The following is a 17,672-nucleotide window of genomic DNA, read 5'->3' as shown; positions in this document are numbered from 1 at the left end:
CCAGTTGTCTTACTTGAGGTTCTTGCTGACGATCTGAGCCATCTCGTCGGCAGTGGTGATGACCTTGGAATTCATCTCGTAGGCACGCTGGGCCGAGATCATGTCGGTGATCTCCTTGACCGAGTCGACGTTCGAGGCTTCCAGGTAGGACTGCTTGATGTAGCCGAAGCCCGGATCTTCCGGCGCGCCGACAATCGCGGCACCCGAGGCGGCCGTTTCGGCAAACAGGTTGTCGCCGAGCGGCTTCAGGCCGGCTTCGTTGACGAAGTTGGCAATCGTCAGCTGGCCGAGATCGGTGTAATCGGCGTCGTTGCCGATACGGGCCTGAACCTGGCCGGTGCGGCTGATGACGACTTCGCTCGCATCCTGCGGAATCGTGATCTGCGGCGTGACGAGATAGCCGTCGATCGTGACGAGCTGACCCTCGGCGTTCATGTTGAACGCGCCGGAGCGGCTGTAGAGGGTGGCACCATCAGGGCTTTCGATCTGGAACCAGCCACGGCCGATCAGGGCGAGATCCAGTTCGTTGCCGGTCTGGGTGAGCTGGCCCTGGGTGTGAATGTTGCGGACGGCAGCCGTCTGGACGCCGAGACCGATATTGGCACCTTCCGGCACGATGGCCTGGTTGGCACGGTTCGGCACGCCCTGGGCGCGCTCCGTCTGGTAGAGAAGGTCGGAAAACTCCGCACGCGCCCGCTTGAAGCCGGTCGTGTTGATGTTGGCGATGTTGTTCGCGATGACCTCAAGATTGGTCTGCTGGGCATCCATACCCGTGGCTGCGATGGCGAGCGCTCTCATAATTCGGTACCCCTGTCAGATCTGCATCTTGGTGATTTCGAGATAGGCGTTGACGATCTTGTCGCGGAACGCGATCGCCGTCTGGAGCGACTGCTCGGCCTGCATGACGGCATCGACCACCTCGCGGGTGTTCGCCTTGCCCATCAGGCCGTCAAAGGAAGCCTGCTCGGCCTGCTTCAGATTGTCGGATGCCTGGATCGCCATGCTGTTGAGCGCCGACAGGAAGGTTTCGCCGGTCATGGTGCCCGGGGTCGTGCCTTCCGTGGTGAGGCCCTTCGTGGAGAAGGAGCTCGACAGGGAGTCGAGGCCGTTGATGCCCGACAGGGCGCTCGTCTTGGTAACGGATTCAATCATTGTGAGGCCTTCAGCAACGCTATGGTCTGAGAGATCATGTCGCGGGTCTGCTTGATGGTCTGCAGGTTGGCTTCGTAGGTGCGGTTGGATTCCCGCATGTCCGCCATTTCGACGAGGATGTTGACGTTCGGCATCTTGACGATGCCGCGCTCGTCGGCAGCCGGATTGCCAGGATCGTATTCCTCGATGAAATCGGCGAAATCGACGCCAAGCTTCTTGACCTCGACCGTCTCTGCGCCGCTGACGCGATCGAGCTCGGCGCCGAAGGTCACCGTCTTGCGCCGGTACGGGTCGGCACCGGGAGTGTCGCCGGTCGTGCGCGCATTGGCGATGTTTTCGGAGACGATCCGAAGGCGGGTCGACTGGGCTTCAAGCCCGCTTCCGGCAACCTTCAGTGTGGCAAGCAGTGGATCGGACATCAGCGTTTCACCGTCATTAGCATCATGCGATGGAAGGAGGACATCAGCGAGGTGTTAAGCTCGTGATTGCGCTTGATCTCGCCGGTCTTGCGGAGTTCGTCCGACAGGGCGACCGTGTTGCCAGACTCCTGGATGCCGATCTCGTTGTTGAGATCTTCTTCCTCGATGGCGATGTTGCGGTCGCTGAAGTCGGCCGACGCCATGTGACCCGGCTGGGTGACGGCCATGCCCTGCACCATGCCGGTCTTGTCCAGGACAGCGCTGAAGGGCGTGATGTCCTTGGCCACGAACTTGGGCGTGTTGGCATTGGCGATATTGGTCGCCACCACCTGCTGGCGCACCGAAAGCCATTCCGCCTGTCTTGAGGCAAGCTCGAACAACTGGATGGGATTCATGGGCGTTACTCCGTCTTTTACTGATCGGAGCCTAGGCCAGTAATCTTGCGTGGGACTTGCCCGCCCCACGCTTCCTCAATTGTTTTGAACAACCTCGCCCGCGGAGGTCACAATGACCCATTTCCCGTCGCGCTGTTCAAGCGTTGCCACACGGCTGTTGTCCGGCAGGATCGAGCCGACGCGGACAAGATACATGCCGGCCTTGTCTTCGATCAGCGCACGGCCATTGGCCACATGCAGCAAACGGAAGCCGGATCGTCCCGGGAAAGGCTGGCTGGGTTGGGTCTCGAGACCATCGGGCTGCTCACGTCCCAGGGTCGGGACAGTCGCGGTGACGATCTGGTCGACCTGAGCTTCGGCATCACCCTCTCCGCCTTCGTCGTCACGATCGACTAGGGCAAGGGGCGAAACGCTGAAAACATCACGGCCCGGGCCTTCCGGCAGATCGCGCGTGCGTTCCCAGTCGGCGACACGAACTCCGAACTTCTCCTCGTTGAAGAAGACATACCAGGGGAAGAAGGCTGCGCCGCATGCGAGCGCTATGCCAGTAAAGGCCAGAACACGGTCAATGGTCGGAATACGGCGTTTCGCCAGGACCGGTCGCAGCGGAGCCACGGGCTCGTCAGCATCGAAATCGGTCATGGTCAGCCCCTTTGTCGCATGCCCTGCCCGCCGGCCGCCGCCTTCAGGGCGTTGGCCAGATCGGCATAGGCGTCGAGCGCCGGCTTTTCGCCCGGCGTCTGTTTCAGAATGTCGTAGATGACCGGCACCTGCTTGATCGCCATATCGAGATCAGGATCGGAACCGTTTCGATAACCACCAATCAGGCGCAGGTCGCGCGTTTCCTCGAACCGGTGAATCAGCGCCTTTAGACGCGAGACCAGCTTTTCCTGCTCCGCCGTCCAGGCTTTGCGTGCCAAACGGGAAATCGAGGTCAGAGGGTTGATCGGCGGGTAGCGCCCTTCATCGGCCAAGGCACGATCAAGGACAATGTGGCCGTCGAGAATACCGCGCGTCGAGTCCGCGATCGGATCGTTGTGGTTGTCGCCATCGACCAGAATCGAGATGATCGCGGTGATGGTGCCCGCGCCTTCGGCGCCGGGACCGGCGCGCTCCAGGAGACGGGGAAGCTCGGTGAAGACCGACGCCGGATAGCCGCGCGCGATCGGCGGCTCGCCGGCCGCGGTTGCCACTTCGCGGATCGCATGGGCAAAACGGGTGACGCTATCGACGATGAAGAGGACGTTCTGGCCCTTGTCGCGGAAATGCTCTGCGATCGTGATCGCCGTCAGCGGCGCCATCTTGCGCAGCATCGGGCTTTCGTCGCTGGTGGCGACCACGGCAATCGACTTGGCCATGTTGTCGCCGAGCGTATCCTCGATGAATTCGCGGACTTCACGGCCACGTTCGCCGACGAGCGCAATTACCACCTTGTCGAAGGCGTCTGCACGCGCGAGCATGGAAAGAAGTGTGGACTTGCCGACGCCGGAACCGGCGAAAATGCCGAGACGCTGGCCAAGGCAGAGCGGCGAAAAGATATCGATGGCGCGGACGCCCGTCTTGAAGCCGGTTTCGACGCGGCGGCGGGTCATGGACGGCGGCGCGGTGGTCGAGATCGGCCGGCGCTCCGGACCAGGCGCAAGTGCCGGTCCATTGTCGATGGGATCTCCGAGCGCATTGATCGTGCGCCCGCACCAGCTGTCATCGGGGGCGACGCGGAAGGCGCCCTTGCGGATGACCACATCATGGATGCCAATCGGCTCGCCTGGCTCGATCGGGCAGACATAGCAAACGTCAGGCTCGACGCGGACGACTTCGCCCAGATGGACACCGGTGGCCGAGCGATGGGCGACGAATTCGCCGAGACGCACATGCCGCGACAGACCTGTCACGGTGTAGTGGCCGGCTGCGATTGTGCGGACATGGCCGCCCTGGGTGACTGAATGACTGGGGTTGGAATAGCGCTGCGCCAGAGCCGCCAACTGTCCGAGCTTCGGGGAGAGCGGGAGTTCTTCGGGGTTTGGCGCAGTCATGTCTTTCCGATCTCAGGCTTAGTTGCCGCCGCCGAGGACCTTGATCGCCTCGCTCATGGTGTTTTCGCTCGAGCTGATCAGCGAGCTGATCGCCTCGAACGCACGGTTGACCTGGATGAGCTGCGTCATCTCGCCGATACCGTTGACGTTGGAGTTCTCGACATAACCCTGCAGCACCGAGATTTCCGGGTTGTCGACGACCGGCTGCGGATTGTCGACCGTGGTCACGCCGCTGTTTTCAAAGCGGAGGAAGCCGTTGCGGACATCGGCCGTGAAGACGCCGAGCGTGGCGACGACACGTCCGTCCTGCATGATCTGACCGCTCGCGCCAACTTCCGGCGGACCACCGGCACGGTTGAGCTGGATCGGTGCGCCACCTGCATCGAGGACGGGATAACCGCGCGTGGAAACGAGTGCGCCGGTGTCGGTCATGGTGAAGCGGCCATCGCGCGTCAGGACCTGCCCCACTGGCGTATCGATGGAGAACCAGGCGTCACCCTTGATGGCGAAGTCGAGCACGTTGCCGGTCTCGATGAGTTCGCCGCTCTTGGTGGACAGATAGTCGTTGCCCTGGCTGACGAAGGCGACCTTCGCGTTGAGATCATTGCCGGTGCGGCTCAACATTTCGTCGAACTTCACGTCCGTCGAGCGGAAACCAACCGTGTTCACATTGGCCATGTTGTCAGCGATCGTGGTGAGACGGCGCTCGAGGGCCATCTGCGACGACAGGGACACGTAAATACCGGATTGCACCGTTTTTCCTCCGCAGGTGAAGAATATCAGTAAATCATTATTTAACGCAGGGTAGCCTACGCTCTACTGGCTCTTCTTGCGGCAAAAGGCTTGCGCGAAACTGTTGACCGGAGCCCTTTTGTCCGGGGATCAAGCGTGGCCCAAAATTGGCTCTGTCATTCAGCCTCACGCAAGGCAGGGGATCTATCGCTTACGGTGAATAGTAACGTTCGGGTGCGGGCAAAATGAACATTATCGTCGGTTTCATCATCACACTGGGCTGCGTACTCGGCGGCTTCATGGCCATGGGTGGCCACCTGGATGTTCTCGTCCAGCCGTTCGAGCTCGTCATCATCGGCGGCGCTGGCGTGGGTGGCTTCATCATGGCCAACCCGATGAAGGTCATCAAAGACACCGGCAAGGCGATGGGCGAGGCCTTCAAGCAGAAGGTGCCGAAGGAGCGCGATTATCTCGACGTTCTCGGCGTTCTCTACTCTCTGATGCGCGACCTCCGCACCAAGTCGCGCAACGAGATTGAAGCCCATATCGACAACCCGGAAGAATCCTCGATCTTCACCGCGGCTCCGAACCTCCTGAAGAACAAGGAACTGACCGCGTTCATCTGTGACTATGTTCGCCTGATCATCATCGGCAACGCGCGCAGCCACGAGATCGAAGCGCTGATGGACGAGGAAATCGAGACCATCCACTACGACAAGATGAAGCCGTACCACGCCATGACTGCCATGGGCGACAGCTTCCCGGCAATCGGTATCGTCGCGGCCGTTCTCGGCGTTATCAAGGCCATGAGCAAGATCAACGAGTCGCCCGAAGTTCTGGGTGGCCTGATCGGCGCCGCACTTGTCGGCACGATGCTCGGCATCTTCCTCTCCTACTGCCTCTGCAACCCGATCATCGCCCAGATCAAGATGGTCCGTACGAAGCAGCATCGTCTCTACATCATCGTGAAGCAGACGCTGCTCGCCTACATGAACGGCTCCGTCCCGCAGGTGGCACTCGAATACGGCCGCAAGACCATCTCCTCCTACGAGCGTCCGTCGATCGACGCCGTAGAGCAGGAAATGATGAACCCGGGCGGCGGCGGTGAAAGCAAGGCGGCCTGATCATGACGGAAGCTCAAACTGATACTGCACCACGCATGGACCGCGCCCTTCTGGCCAAGCTGACCGGCGGGCTGGGCGATTCCAAGACGCTGCAGCGCCTCTGTGCGGACTTCGGCCAGCTCTACGTGGAATTCCTGCCCGACGTCTTCCACAGCGAGACCGGTCTCCATATGCAGGTCCATTACAACGGCCACGAAAGCGGGCTGATGACGGATCTGATCGCCGATCTCGGCGACAATGTTTCGCTGGCCGACGGGCAGCTGCGCAACTGGTCGCCGAATTTCGTGCTGGCTTGCGGCAACAGCTTCGTCATCACGTTGATGGAGAACCTGCTCGGCGCCTTGCCCGAGACGATCCAGGAGCCGATCGAACGTCCCCTCTCCCAGATCGAACTCGATCTGGCGGTGATGGTCTATGACAAGATCGCCAATGTGCTGCGCTCGGGCGTCAACGCGGCCGGCGGCTTCGAGCCGCTTCTCGAGAAGGCCCACAATGCCGAAGACCGGCCGAAGCCGGAAGAAGATCATGTCGACGAATATGCCGTGACCGTGAAGCTCGGCATCACGCTCGGCACGGTCACCTCGGAATTCTACCTGGTCATCCCGCAGAAGGCCCTTCTGAAGACCGTTGTCACCATGCCAAAGTCGAAGGGGCAAGGCGGCAAGTCGAAGAAGGAATGGCAGGAGCAGATCGCCGAACAGGTGCGCCGTTCCCAGGTGACACTTGAAGCTCGCATCCGGCTCGACAGCCTGACCCTGTCGACGGTTTCGCGGCTGGTTGCCGGCGACGTCATTCCCTTCCGCGACAAGGGTGACGTGATGGTCGACGTCAGCGCAAACGGCAAGAACCTCTATGTCTGCGAGTTCGGCCGTGCGGGCGAGAATTACACGGTCCGGGTGAAGGACAATGTGAGCAGCGAAGATGAGATCTTAAAGCATTTGATGAGCTAGGCATTTGCCGGGGCTTGACCCACGGCAGCTTGAGGCAAGTTTCAAGAGGAATAATCAATCCATGGCAACGAAGAAGACACCACCGAAGGATGACGACGCTCTGGCGATGCCAGGTGCGAGCGACACCGATTTCGACCAGGCGGTCGACGACCTTCGCGGCGTCCTGAAGGCAGATGCCGAAGGCGGACTGGGCGATTTCGGGTCCGACCTCGGTCTCAAGGACGACCCGCTTGCGGCGTTCGAATCGGATTTTGGCGGCGGCGCTGCAGCGGCCCCGAGCGATGACTTCGGCCTCGGCGATTTCGGCGGGTCCAGTGATCTTGGCGGCGGCAGTGATTTTGGTGGGACCAGCGATTTCGGTGGCTCGAGCGATTTCGGCGGCGGCGACTTCGGTGGCTCGACCGGAACCCAGCAGGAACCGGGAAGCGGCCTCAGCGCCAATCTCGACCTGATCATGGACATCCCGATCGAGGTCCAGATCGTGCTCGGCTCCAGCCGCATGCAGGTGTCCGGGCTGATGAACCTCGAGGAAGGCGCCATCATCGCGCTGGACAAGAAGATCGGCGAGCCTGTCGAGATCATGGTGAATGGCCGCCGCATCGCGCGCGGCGAGATCACCGTTCTCGAGAACGACGATACACGATTTGGTGTCAAACTGATTGAAGTGATGGCGACCAAGACATCCTGACCCATGACGGGCCAGAGAGGACAAGACCATGATGGACTTTGACGATTTTGGCGGCCCCTTAACCGGAAAACCCCTCTCCCAAGCCGACAAGGCAGCTGCCGTGCTGCTGGCCATGGGAAAGGGTGTCGCCGGAAAGCTGCTCAAATACTTCACGCAGGCCGAGCTGCAGACGATCATCGCGTCTGCACAGACCCTTCGCACCATTCCGCCGGATGAGCTGACCGAGCTGGTCAACGAGTTCGAGGACCTCTTCACCGAGGGCGCCGGCCTGATGGACAATGCGAAGGCCATCGAGAGCATTCTCGAGGAAGGCCTGACGCCGGAAGAAGTCGATGGTCTCCTCGGGCGTCGCACCGCCTTCCAGGCCTATGAAGCCTCCATCTGGGACCGCCTGCAGGATGCAGATCCTGACTTCATCGCACGCTTCCTGATGCGGGAGCATCCGCAGACGGTTGCCTATATCCTCTCCATGCTGCCCTCGTCCTTCGGTGCCAAGGTTCTCCTGAAGCTGCCGGAAAGCCGTCGCGCCGACATCATGAACCGCACGGTCAACCTGAAGAATGTCAGCCCGAAGGCTGCTCAGATCATCGAGAACCGGGTGCATGATCTGATCGCCGAAATCGATGCCGAGAAGAATTCGACGGGTTCGGCCAAGGTTGCGGAACTGATGAACGAACTCGAGAAGCCGGAAGTCGACACCCTGCTCCAGTCGCTCGAATCGATCAGCAAGGAATCGGTCAACAAGGTGCGTCCGAAGATCTTCCTCTTCGAGGATCTCCTGGCCATGCCGCAGCGCAGCCGCGTGCTGCTGCTCAACGACATCTCCGGCGAAATCCTCACCATGGCGCTGCGTGGCGCCAGTGCGGAAATCAAAGAATGTGTGCTGGCCTCGATCAGCCCGCGCTCCCGCCGCATGATCGAATCGGATCTGCAGGCCGGCACCGCCGGCATCAATCCGCGCGAGATCGCGATCGCCCGTCGCGCCGTCGCGCAGGAAGCTATCCGCCTGGCCAATGCCGGCCAGATCCAGCTGAAGGATACCGAAGGCGAAACTCAGGCGGCCTAACGGTCACCTCTGTTGAAAACCGGCAGCTTTTCACCACCCGCCGATTGATGCGCAATCGGCGGGTGTTTACGTTCATCCAACCGGGAATGACCCGGCAAGCCGTCGGCATGCGGTGTCGGCGCCTGGATCAGGCAGGGGCTCGCTTCACCTGATGCACGCCTTCCGGAAGGGCAGCGGTCATGGCCGAAGATGACGACGAAGACAGCAAGACAGAAGACCCGACCGAGAAAAAGCTTCGGGACGCTCTGGAGAAAGGCAATGTGCCGACCTCGCGCGAGGCGCCGCTGTTCGCGACGGCTCTTGGCTTCTATCTTTATGCCGTCTTCTTCCTCCCGAATGCCATCGCCCGTCTCGGCCAGTCGCTGAAGGACATCTTCGAGCGCCCCGACCAATGGTATCTCGGGACGGCCGTCGACGTGGTCTCACTCTTCACGCATCTCGCCTGGGAGATCGGCGCCTTTCTCGCGCCCATGCTGATCATGCTGATCATGCTCGGCGTGGCAGCCAATGTCGCGCAGCACATGCCCTATTTCGTTCTGGAGCGAATCAGGCCGCAGCTCAATCGCATCTCGCTGTTCAAGGGCTGGAAGCGGATCTTCAGCAGCCAGGGCATGGTGGAGTTCGCCAAGTCGATCTTCAAGATCGTGGTGCTGTCCGTCATCATGGTCTTTGCCCTGAAGAGCGATTATTTCGGCATCATCGACACGATGTTCTCCGACCCGCAGGTCATCTTCGTCAAGTTCTCCCAGATCCTGAACAAGATGATGATCATCGTGGTGATGGCGACCGCCCTGCTGGCCGCCGTGGACGTCTTCTGGACGCGCTACCACTGGTATGAACAGCTGCGCATGACCAAGCAGGAGGTCAAGGAAGAGTACAAGCAGGCGCAGGGTGACCCGATCGTCAAGGCTCGCCAGAGATCGATTGCCCGCGACCGCGCGCGCAAGCGCATGATTGCCAGCGTTCCGCGCGCCACTCTCGTCATCACCAATCCGACCCACTATGCGGTGGCCCTGCGTTACGTGCGCGAGGAAAACGAGGCGCCGGTGGTGGTTGCGAAGGGGCAGGACCTCGTGGCGCTTAAGATCCGCGAGATCGCCCGGGAAAACGATATCCCCATTTTTGAGGATCCGCCGCTCGCCCGCTCCATGTTTGCGCAAGTCTCGGTGGATAGCGTCATTCCGTCAGTATTTTACAAGGCAGTCGCAGAGCTCGTGCACCGGGTCTATGCGTCCAAGGCCCCCAAGAGACGGATACGCTAGGCCCGATGAAGAAGTGCTCCTATACCAACCAGCGTGAACGCATCGTGGCAGAGGCTATCAGCCCCGTCGCGAGCGAATTGCGCCTTCTCGACGCTGCCGACCTCATTTCACTTCTGCGTTTTGAACTTTACGGAAATCTCTCGGACCTCGTTTCGTCCGCAGCCGAACTCTATTTCCACCCTGGCACGGTCGTCTTCGGTGCCGGTGGTGACTACCGCCTCGAATGGGGCGGTCCTCCGGAGGTCGTTCTTGATCTCGAAATCAAGCCGCGGGGCATCACCATCTACTCGCAGCTGACGCTGACCAGCGAGCATGCCGGGCTCGACATCAAGCACATCGCGTTTCACGATTCCTCCGGCGACCCGGACACAAACACCCGGATGCTCGGAGAGCGCCTGCAGGAGGCGCGCTTCGTCAAGGGACAGGCGTCCCCGCTTTACGGCTGAAGAGGCGTCAGGTGATGTAGCCAAGGCGGATCGCCTTGGCGATCGCCTGGATGCGGTTCACCGAATCGAGCTTGATCGTGGCCGAGCCGAGATAGGCGTTGACGGTGTGAACCGACAGGCCCAGGCGCTCGGCGATTTCTTCACTGATCCGGCCGTCTCCCGCGAGCTGCAGGCAGGCAATCTCGCGTTCGCTCAGCGTCTCGGACGGGGCCGCCTTTCGCTCGTCGAGCGAGAGGATATCCGTCATGACCTTGTAGCAGCGGCTATGCACCGCGAGGATCAGTTCGCCCGGCAGATCGGCGCCGCCAAGGGTCGGGAAGACGACATAGCCATTGCCGACGGCACCCAGCCGAACCGGAAATGCGATCCCGGAATAGGGCAGCAACCGCTCTTCGAGCTGCAGCGCGAAGGGCGTGAAGTCGGAGGCGTCGAGGAAGCTCGTCTTCTCTTCCGCGCTCCAGAGGATCGGCAGCGTCGAGGTTTCGATATGCGACAGCAGCACATCGCCATAGGCGGCGACGAAGGCATCCCGTCCGCTGCTGAGACCGCTGCTCCAGTTCTCGAATTCCGGGTCCAGGCGCCGCTTGTGCGGCAGGCTTGCGCCACCCACGCGGAACGCAGCGAAGCCTCGGGCATTCAGCGACCTCTGCAGCGACATCAGCTTCGGGAAGACGTCCGAGCGGGATGTAACGGGGCGCTGGCCGGACCAAGCCGCATCTTCGAGGATGGCTCCGCCTGGTCTCGTATTTGTGGCCATTCCTGCTCCCTCAGACCAGATTGTTACGGACCGCGTACGCGATCGCTTCCGAGCGGGTCTTCGTCGCCGTCTTGCGCATGACGCTCGTGATGTAGTTGTTGATGGTGTTGCGCGAGATGCCGAGGATCGTCGCGATTTCGTCGCTTGTCTTGCCTTCGGCAATCCAGAACAGGCATTCGAGCTCACGATCGGTCAGATCGAAATCCCGATCGCTCTTGTGTGCCTTGCTCGTCGACAGGCTCAGCGCGTAGCCCGCAAGCAGTCCGACCTCACGAAGCCGCTCTGGCGACAGTACGTAGTCCTGCGGAAACAGCAGCATCAGGGCAAGGCGTGTCCGCCCGACATTGAGCGTGACGGTGCAATACTGGCGGCTGATGCCGAGAGGAACATGCGCATCATCCGGCAGGATCGCATATTTCGGCTGCAGGACCGATAAGCATTTCTCAAGCTCGGTCGATTGGGAATAGCTGGTGGCAAGCTCGCTCTCGAGCCGGCGGACCAGATCGAAGGGCCAGTCGGCGGCGACCACGAAGTCGAGGCCTTCTTCCTGCACGAGGTCATAGCGCGCCAGAAGGTGATGTGATGCGCCGACATAGTCACAGAGAACCCGAAGGCATTGGCCCATGTCGCCCGAAAGCCCTGGCGTCGCCAGCTTACGGATCAGTGCGTCTTTCGACGGAGAGCCTTTCTGCAGAGGTTCCGCGGGAGCAGCCCCACGGGCCCGCCCCTCCTGGCCCTCTGTTGTCAGCTCGGCATCCATTCAACGTGCCCCTTTGAAGTGACAGCCTTGCATTCTCGCGGCCTTCGCTACGAGAGATCACGGCCGACTCACGCAGGCTTCGCAATCTCAAGGTACCGAATCATGTTCACTGTAAAATATAAAGTGGCAAAGGTCACAGGCGTTTGCGGTATTCTTGGCCAGCGACAAGCATGCGCGTCTCAAGGCGATGTTGCAATCCCGCATGACAATGGGATTACAATGCAAAACCGCGCCCAGGGGGCGCGGTTGGTGCTGGTTTCTTCTTGCTGATCAGGCGGCGTTGTCCACAGCCCATTTGCGAAGGATCTTGGCGGCACGCTCTTCGGAGATTTCCACCATGCGCGAGAGACGCCGTTCCGGTCCTTCCTTGACCCGGCGGTTGAAGCCGCCGTTCGGGTCGTCGTCCATGGTGAGGAGGTCGTCGGTCGAGTCGAAGCCGAAGTCCGAGCCGAAGCCTTCCATGAGGCCGCCGCCTGCGCCGCCACCGAGGGCCGGCGAGAAATCGGGCAGTTCGAGACCGGCTGCCTGCTCGCCGATGCCGCCGGCGAGAGCCGTGTCCGCGGCACCGCCACCTGCCGTGCGGATCATCGGACGGATACCCATCCAGACGATCAGGAAGGCAACGGCAACGAAGGCCAGCGAGTTGATGATGCCGCCGATGTTGCGGCTCAGGATCTCCATGAAGCCCGGGCCGGTCGCGGATTCTTCGAGCAGCTGGTTCTCGAGGAAGTCCATGGCCGTCAGGGTGACCACGTCGCCGCGGTCTGCGTCGAGGCCGGCCGCCGAGCTGACGATCTTCTGCATCTCGGCAAGATACGCGTCGATCTTGGCCTGGTCGACAGGCTCGCCGACCATCTTGGCGATACGGCCACGGTTGACCACGACAGCGACGGACAGTTTCTCAACGGTGAAGCTGTTCTTGACCGTGGCGACCGTCTTGCTGTTGATCTCGTAGTTGGTCTGCTCTTCCTTCTTGTCCTGCTCGTCAGACGATTCAGGGCCAGCGCCGCCGGAGTCCGGAGCCGCCTGGGGGATGTTCTGCTCGACGGTGGCGGCCGTATCGGACTGGCGCTGGAGCGACTTCTGCTGCTCCTTGGTCACCCGGACCGAACGCTCGACGCGCGATTCCGGATCGTAGATGGTTTCCTGGATCTGCTGGCTGTCGGTGTTGATCTGCGCGGTGACGCTGGAGCGGAAGTTGTCCATTCCGAGGAACGGGGCGAGCGCCTTGTCGATGTTGGTTTCGATCTCGCGCTGGACCGACTGGACGACGCCGAGCGAACGGGTGGCTTCGCCGCCCGATTCATCGCCGGCTGCCAGCAGCTGCCCGGTGGAATCGAGAATCGTCACGTCCTCGATGTCCAGACCCGGGACGGAGGATGCGACCAACTGCCGAATGGATGCGGCGGCCTTGCGGCCGGCATCCGAGGAAGCGCGGATCATGACGGAGGCTGTCGGCTTTTGCTCCCCTCGGCGGAAATTGCCGATGTCGGGCATGACGATATGAACGCGCGCAGCCGCTATGCCAGAGATCTGCTGAATGGTGCGTGCGACTTCACCTTCCAGAGCTCGGACGCGGGTGACTTCCTGCATGAACGAGGTCAGACCCAGCGACCCCACATTGTCGAAAAGTTCGTAGCCGGCATTGGCGCTGTTGGGCAGGCTGCGCTCGGCGAGCAGAAGGCGCGCCTTGCCGGTCATACCGGCGCGTACACTGATGCTCTGACCATCGGCACCGGTTTCGAAATCGATGCCAGATTCGGCCAGCGCGATGCTGATCTGGTTCAGATCAACGGGTTCCAGGCCGACATAGAGGGTCTCGTAGGAGGGTTTGTTGACGTAGAGGGCGCCGGCAATGATGATTGCAAAGGAGACAACGGCCACGCCGGCCATGGCAAAAAGCTTCGCCTGACCCATCGCCGCCAAATTTTTTGGTATCTGAAGTAATTGATTTAACAGATTCATTCTGTCTCGCACCATCTACAAGAAGGGTCTGGGCGTTTTTGCCCTTGGCGCGACAATAGAAATCGAAACTTGTGCGAACGTTTCGCGAGGCGGGAAAGCCGAATTCATTTCGGCTCATCGCAAAATGGAAGACTTGCGGCCATACCGTCCTTGAGGGACGGTCAGAAGAAATCGAAGTCGCCAGCCGCCTTAACAAGCGGTTGGGAATGGCCATGACGAAGACCTGCCCCCAGGGCCTTCTGCATGTCCGCGAGCTTGACGAGGCTCAGCGCCGTCGTCATGTCGATCATCCAGTCAGGCGGGATCGTCGCCGTGATGGTGTCGACAAACTCGGCCAGTCCACGGGCCTTCTGTACGGCAAGGTCGATGCCCTGCAACACCTTGAGACTGTCCGGATGCTCCAGGACCTTCGGGCCGCCAAGCTCGAGCAGGTGCGGTTCCACGCGCTCGATCAGGTAAGCCACGTCGTGAAGCTCGCTGACGATGCGCATGAGGATTTCCGGAAGCTCTTCCAGAGTGTCCTGATTTGCCGCCAAGTTTTCGTTTTGCATCCGATGTCCAGTACTAGAAGAACTCGATTGAGGTTTCCACCGGCTTTGCCACAGGAACCGGACGCTGCTCCAGCGCGACCGTCTTCTGTGTTTCTGCGCCCGTGAGCGGATACTGTCTTGCCCGACCGCTGACCGGCCAGAATTCCAGCTTGCGACCGTGTTCTCCGCCCGTAGAGGACCCGACCACCTTGATGCCTTCGTCACGCAGGAACTGCTGAGCGAAGGCGGCATTCTGCTCTCCGACATTGGAGAATGTCGCGATTGTCTTGGCGCCGCCGAAGATCTTGGCTTCCAGACGATCCCTGCGAGCGCCCTGTTTCAGAAGACCGTTGATCAGGAGCTCCATGAGGTGAACGCCGTAGCGGGTGGCGTCGCCGCCTCCGGCTCCCGGTACCGCCGAGCCCGGCAGGAGGAAGTGGTTCATGCCACCCACTCCTGCGATCGGATCCCGAATACAGGCGGCAACACACGAACCGAGGATGGTAGACAGAACCACGTTCGGGTCCTTGCTGACCTTCCACTCCCCTTGAATGATGTGGACGCGCTTCGCCGCACTGTCGTCTGTCATTTTAGTGCTCCGAATACGGCCTCGATGGCCGCCTTCATCTTCTCGATCGTGAACGGCTTCGCCAGAACGTTGTTGGCGCCCAGCTGTGCAGCCTTCTGAACGAGCGCGCGGTCACCCTGCGCCGTCAGAATGATGAAGGCCGCCTTCTTGGTGTTCGGATTGGTGCGCACGGCCTGCAGAAGACCCAGGCCATCCATCTTCGGCATGTTGAAGTCCGAGATGACCAGGTGGTGGGGCTGCTGCTCCATGATTTTCATGCCCTGCTCGCCATCACCGGCGGCAGTGATCTGCTTGAAGCCGAGCTGGGTCAGCGCGTCGCTGAGCAGCAGGCGACTTGTGACCTGATCGTCGACGATCAGAACTTTGATTTTTTCAGCTAGGGACATTATTCGATACCTTCTTTTCGGGCAGCAGTGAGTTTCAGGATTTCCTCGCCAATGGAGGTGAGAGGCAGTTGATGCTCGACAGCGCCCAGCTCATAGGCGACTCGTGGCATCCCATAGACCACACAGGTCTTTTCGTTCTGACCGATGGTGCGAGCACCGGCATGACGCATCTTCAGCAAACCGGACGCGCCATCGCGTCCCATGCCCGTCAGGATGACCCCGACGGCATTCCGGCCGGCCAGTTCGGCCACCGAGTCGAACAGGACGTCCACCGAGGGGCGGTGTCCATTGACCGGTGCGCGCTCGACGAGACGGCAGCAGGGCGCCGAAGCATTGGCCACCTGCAGATGCCGCTCACCACCCGGCGCAAGATAGATCTTGCCGATCTCGAGCCTTGCACCATCCGTGGCCTCCTCCACCACAGGGGCGCAGAGACGGTTGAGACGTTCGGCAAAGCTCTTGGTGAAGGTCGGCGGCATGTGCTGCGTAATCACCGTCGGCGGGCAATTGCGCGGGAACTTCTGCAACACGGCGATCAGGGCTTCCACCCCGCCGGTCGACGAACCGATGGCAACGATCTTGCGGCCGACGCGGAAGTCTGCGGCCGGCGCCGTGGCCAGAGGCTGGACCTGGGGTGCTGACTGGTGCCGGTGCTGTGACCGCGCCGCCGCCTTGACCTTTTCGGCCAGTTCGCCGAACGGGCGAGGCTCGCCGGGCTGGGGCTTGGCAACACAGTCGAAGGCGCCAATTTCGAGCGCGGCAAGCGTTGCTTCGGCTCCACGGTGTGTCATGGTCGACACCATGATCACCGGCATGGGCCGGAGCTTCATAATCTTTTCCAGGAATTCCAGGCCATTCATGTTCGGCATCTCGATGTCCAGCGTCACGACATCGGGATTGAGCTGCTTGATCGCCGCGCGAGCCTCCATGGCGTCTCCGGCCTGGCCGATGACGCTGACATCAGGATCCTGGCTGAGCACGGCCGTGATCAGGCCACGCATGGTCGGGCTGTCGTCGACGACGAGAACGCGTGCAGGTGCTGCCATTATTTGCGCCCTCCGTTCTTGCCGAGGTAGCGATAGGTGGTGATGCCGATGTTGTCGAAATCGTTCTTGGAGTCGCCCGATACGCGCTCCGAGTGACCGATGTAGAGGTGGCCACCGACGGGAAGCAGGTCTGCGAAACGGGTCCAGATGCGCATCTGGGTCGGCTCGTCGAAATAGATCACGACGTTGCGGCAGAAGATGACGTCGAACTTGCCCTTGAACGGCCACTGAGCCATCAGGTTCAGTTCGTTGTAGGTGATCAGGCGCTTCAGGCGGTCATCGACCTGGAACTTGCGGCGGCCGTTGATCTCGACTTCCTTGAACCACTGCTTGCGGATCGCGGGCGATACCGTTTCGAGCGCCTGTTCGTCATAGGCACCCTGACGGGCAATCGCGAGGATCTTCGGATCGATGTCGGTTGCCAGAATCTTGAAGTCGTAGTCGAGGACGTTCGGGAAGGCCTGGAAGACCGTCAAGGCGATCGAATAAGGCTCCTGGCCGTCCGAGCTTGCCGCCGACCAGATACGCACGCGGCCGCCTGACTTGGCGCGCTGGACCAGACCCGGCAGAACCTCATCGCGCAGATGCTCGAAGTGATGGTTCTCACGGAAGAAACGCGTGAAGTTGGTGGTCAGGTGCGAGAGCATTTCGCGGCGCTCGGCAGCACCTTCCGGCGAAGCGACGAGCTGGCAGTAGGCGCGGAAGCCAGAGAGGCCGAGATTGCGGATGTGCTTGGACAGACGCGAATAGACGAGCGAGGCCTTGCTGTCGTTCAGCGCGATGCCCGCATCCGAATAGATCATGGCAGCAATCTCGTTCAGATCCCGTCGGGTCAGCGGGTATTCGCCGCTGGCCAGAACCTCATCGTCGGATTGACGGGATGTACTCATTGCAAAGGTCATGCAGCCTCGCTTTCCGCGGCTTCGTTGAATAGTGCACCAAGCTCGATCAGGCAGATCATCCGCTTGTCGATCGCAAGGATGCCACGGGCGTATTGTCGCTCCAGATCGGAGGAGACTTCCGGTGTCGGCTGTATGTTTTCGTCGGTCACGGTCAGGATGTCGGAGACAGCCTCGACCAGGAGACCCACGACCCTCGACTTGACCTGCGCCACGATGATGACGTGGCGGGCGGTCGGGTCGGCGGGCTTCATGCCGAGGCGCAGGGAAAGGTCGATGATCGGCAGGACGGCACCACGCAGGTTGATGACGCCCAAGACATAGTGCGGGGCATGCGGCAGCGGGGTCGCAGGGCTCCAGCCCCGGATTTCCCGCACCGACATGATGTTTACGCAGAACTCCTGATCACCAATACGGAAGGCGATCAGCTCCCTGCTGCCCTGAACCAAGTTTTTGACCGCATACGACATACT

At 61.0% G+C, this 17,672-nt stretch carries 22 protein-coding genes; 6 read left to right on the top strand and 16 right to left on the bottom strand.

Translation table 11 applies throughout. The features are described 5' to 3' along the window. Positions 1–9 precede the first annotated feature (9 nt). From flgG to flgF, 7 genes are all read right to left on the bottom strand, one after another. Entirely contained in the window at positions 10–798 is a 789-nt protein-coding gene (flgG, locus tag M1E12_RS00605) for a flagellar basal-body rod protein FlgG (protein WP_006726361.1), read from the bottom strand. Positions 799–813: 15 nt separating this feature from the next. Continuing rightward, positions 814–1,152: a flagellar hook-basal body complex protein FliE gene (gene fliE, locus M1E12_RS00600; RefSeq protein WP_136542409.1), complete on the bottom strand. Its 339-nt coding sequence runs from the start codon at positions 1,150–1,152 to the stop codon at positions 814–816. Continuing rightward, complete coding sequence (gene flgC / locus M1E12_RS00595; RefSeq protein ID WP_113459893.1) at positions 1,149–1,571, bottom strand: flagellar basal body rod protein FlgC; 423 nt, start codon at positions 1,569–1,571, stop codon at positions 1,149–1,151. Before flgC ends, fliE begins: the two co-directional genes overlap by 4 nt. Next, complete coding sequence (gene flgB / locus M1E12_RS00590; RefSeq protein ID WP_113459894.1) at positions 1,571–1,966, bottom strand: flagellar basal body rod protein FlgB; 396 nt, start codon at positions 1,964–1,966, stop codon at positions 1,571–1,573. Before flgB ends, flgC begins: the two co-directional genes overlap by 1 nt. 75 nt (positions 1,967–2,041) lie before the next feature. Beyond that, complete coding sequence (locus M1E12_RS00585) at positions 2,042–2,608, bottom strand: flagellar protein (RefSeq protein ID WP_136542408.1); 567 nt, start codon at positions 2,606–2,608, stop codon at positions 2,042–2,044. A 2-nt stretch (positions 2,609–2,610) separates the two neighbouring features. Next, positions 2,611–3,999, bottom strand: a complete 1,389-nt coding sequence (gene fliI / locus M1E12_RS00580; protein WP_113459896.1) for a flagellar protein export ATPase FliI — start codon at positions 3,997–3,999, stop codon at positions 2,611–2,613. Between the two features lie 18 nt (positions 4,000–4,017). Beyond that, a complete protein-coding gene (gene flgF, locus M1E12_RS00575) occupies positions 4,018–4,752 on the bottom strand; it encodes a flagellar basal-body rod protein FlgF (RefSeq protein ID WP_113459897.1) in 735 nt (244 codons plus the stop codon). 224 nt (positions 4,753–4,976) lie between these two features. On the opposite strand from flgF, the gene motA reads away from it, so the two are divergent. The 6 genes from motA (at position 4,977) to M1E12_RS00545 (ending at position 10,267) form a co-directional block, all read left to right on the top strand. Then, on the top strand, positions 4,977–5,855 hold the full coding sequence (gene motA, locus M1E12_RS00570) for a flagellar motor stator protein MotA (RefSeq protein ID WP_136542407.1): 879 nt from the start codon (positions 4,977–4,979) through the stop codon (positions 5,853–5,855). Beyond that, complete coding sequence (locus M1E12_RS00565; RefSeq protein WP_136542406.1) at positions 5,852–6,805, top strand: FliM/FliN family flagellar motor switch protein; 954 nt, start codon at positions 5,852–5,854, stop codon at positions 6,803–6,805. Before motA ends, M1E12_RS00565 begins: the two co-directional genes overlap by 4 nt. Before the next feature lie 61 nt (positions 6,806–6,866). Next, positions 6,867–7,493, top strand: coding sequence for a flagellar motor switch protein FliN (gene fliN, locus M1E12_RS00560; RefSeq protein WP_113459900.1), 627 nt, complete (start codon positions 6,867–6,869; stop codon positions 7,491–7,493). Positions 7,494–7,521: 28 nt separating this feature from the next. Next, a complete protein-coding gene (fliG, locus tag M1E12_RS00555; protein ID WP_113459901.1) occupies positions 7,522–8,559 on the top strand; it encodes a flagellar motor switch protein FliG in 1,038 nt (345 codons plus the stop codon). A 179-nt stretch (positions 8,560–8,738) separates the two neighbouring features. Further along, a complete protein-coding gene (gene flhB, locus M1E12_RS00550; protein WP_136542404.1) occupies positions 8,739–9,821 on the top strand; it encodes a flagellar biosynthesis protein FlhB in 1,083 nt (360 codons plus the stop codon). Between the two features lie 5 nt (positions 9,822–9,826). Next, positions 9,827–10,267, top strand: a complete 441-nt coding sequence (locus tag M1E12_RS00545; protein ID WP_113459903.1) for a hypothetical protein — start codon at positions 9,827–9,829, stop codon at positions 10,265–10,267. Between the two features lie 7 nt (positions 10,268–10,274). Here M1E12_RS00545 and visR read toward each other — a convergent pair whose 3' ends face one another. The 9 genes from visR to M1E12_RS00500 all read right to left on the bottom strand — a co-directional run bounded on the left by visR (position 10,275) and on the right by M1E12_RS00500 (position 17,669). Beyond that, the gene (gene visR / locus M1E12_RS00540; RefSeq protein WP_113459904.1) at positions 10,275–11,024 is read right to left on the bottom strand and encodes a transcriptional regulator VisR; all 750 of its coding nucleotides are present in this window, start codon (positions 11,022–11,024) and stop codon (positions 10,275–10,277) included. Positions 11,025–11,034: 10 nt separating this feature from the next. Further along, positions 11,035–11,784: a transcriptional regulator VisN gene (gene visN, locus M1E12_RS00535; protein WP_113459905.1), complete on the bottom strand. Its 750-nt coding sequence runs from the start codon at positions 11,782–11,784 to the stop codon at positions 11,035–11,037. Positions 11,785–12,054: 270 nt separating this feature from the next. Further along, on the bottom strand, positions 12,055–13,749 hold the full coding sequence (fliF, locus tag M1E12_RS00530; protein WP_479563362.1) for a flagellar basal-body MS-ring/collar protein FliF: 1,695 nt from the start codon (positions 13,747–13,749) through the stop codon (positions 12,055–12,057). A gap of 161 nt (positions 13,750–13,910) precedes the next feature. Continuing rightward, positions 13,911–14,300 carry a chemotaxis protein CheT gene (gene cheT / locus M1E12_RS00525; RefSeq protein WP_113459907.1) on the bottom strand — a complete coding sequence of 130 codons (390 nt, stop codon included), beginning with the start codon at positions 14,298–14,300 and terminating at the stop codon, positions 13,911–13,913. Positions 14,301–14,313: 13 nt separating this feature from the next. After that, positions 14,314–14,868, bottom strand: coding sequence for a chemoreceptor glutamine deamidase CheD (gene cheD, locus M1E12_RS00520; RefSeq protein ID WP_113459908.1), 555 nt, complete (start codon positions 14,866–14,868; stop codon positions 14,314–14,316). Then, positions 14,865–15,254, bottom strand: coding sequence for a response regulator (locus M1E12_RS00515; RefSeq protein ID WP_006726293.1), 390 nt, complete (start codon positions 15,252–15,254; stop codon positions 14,865–14,867). The genes cheD and M1E12_RS00515 overlap by 4 nt, the downstream gene beginning before the upstream one ends. Beyond that, entirely contained in the window at positions 15,254–16,300 is a 1,047-nt protein-coding gene (gene cheB / locus M1E12_RS00510; protein ID WP_113459909.1) for a protein-glutamate O-methylesterase CheB, read from the bottom strand. Before cheB ends, M1E12_RS00515 begins: the two co-directional genes overlap by 1 nt. Further along, complete coding sequence (cheR, locus tag M1E12_RS00505; protein ID WP_136542400.1) at positions 16,300–17,202, bottom strand: protein-glutamate O-methyltransferase CheR; 903 nt, start codon at positions 17,200–17,202, stop codon at positions 16,300–16,302. Before cheR ends, cheB begins: the two co-directional genes overlap by 1 nt. After that, positions 17,199–17,669, bottom strand: a complete 471-nt coding sequence (locus M1E12_RS00500) for a chemotaxis protein CheW (protein ID WP_113459911.1) — start codon at positions 17,667–17,669, stop codon at positions 17,199–17,201. Before M1E12_RS00500 ends, cheR begins: the two co-directional genes overlap by 4 nt. Between the last annotated feature and the right edge of the window lie 3 nt (positions 17,670–17,672).

Source organism: Rhizobium sp. K33 (assembly GCF_056501445.1).
Note: the sequence above shows the minus strand (reverse complement) of the source record. Positions and strands in the feature narration are given on the sequence as shown.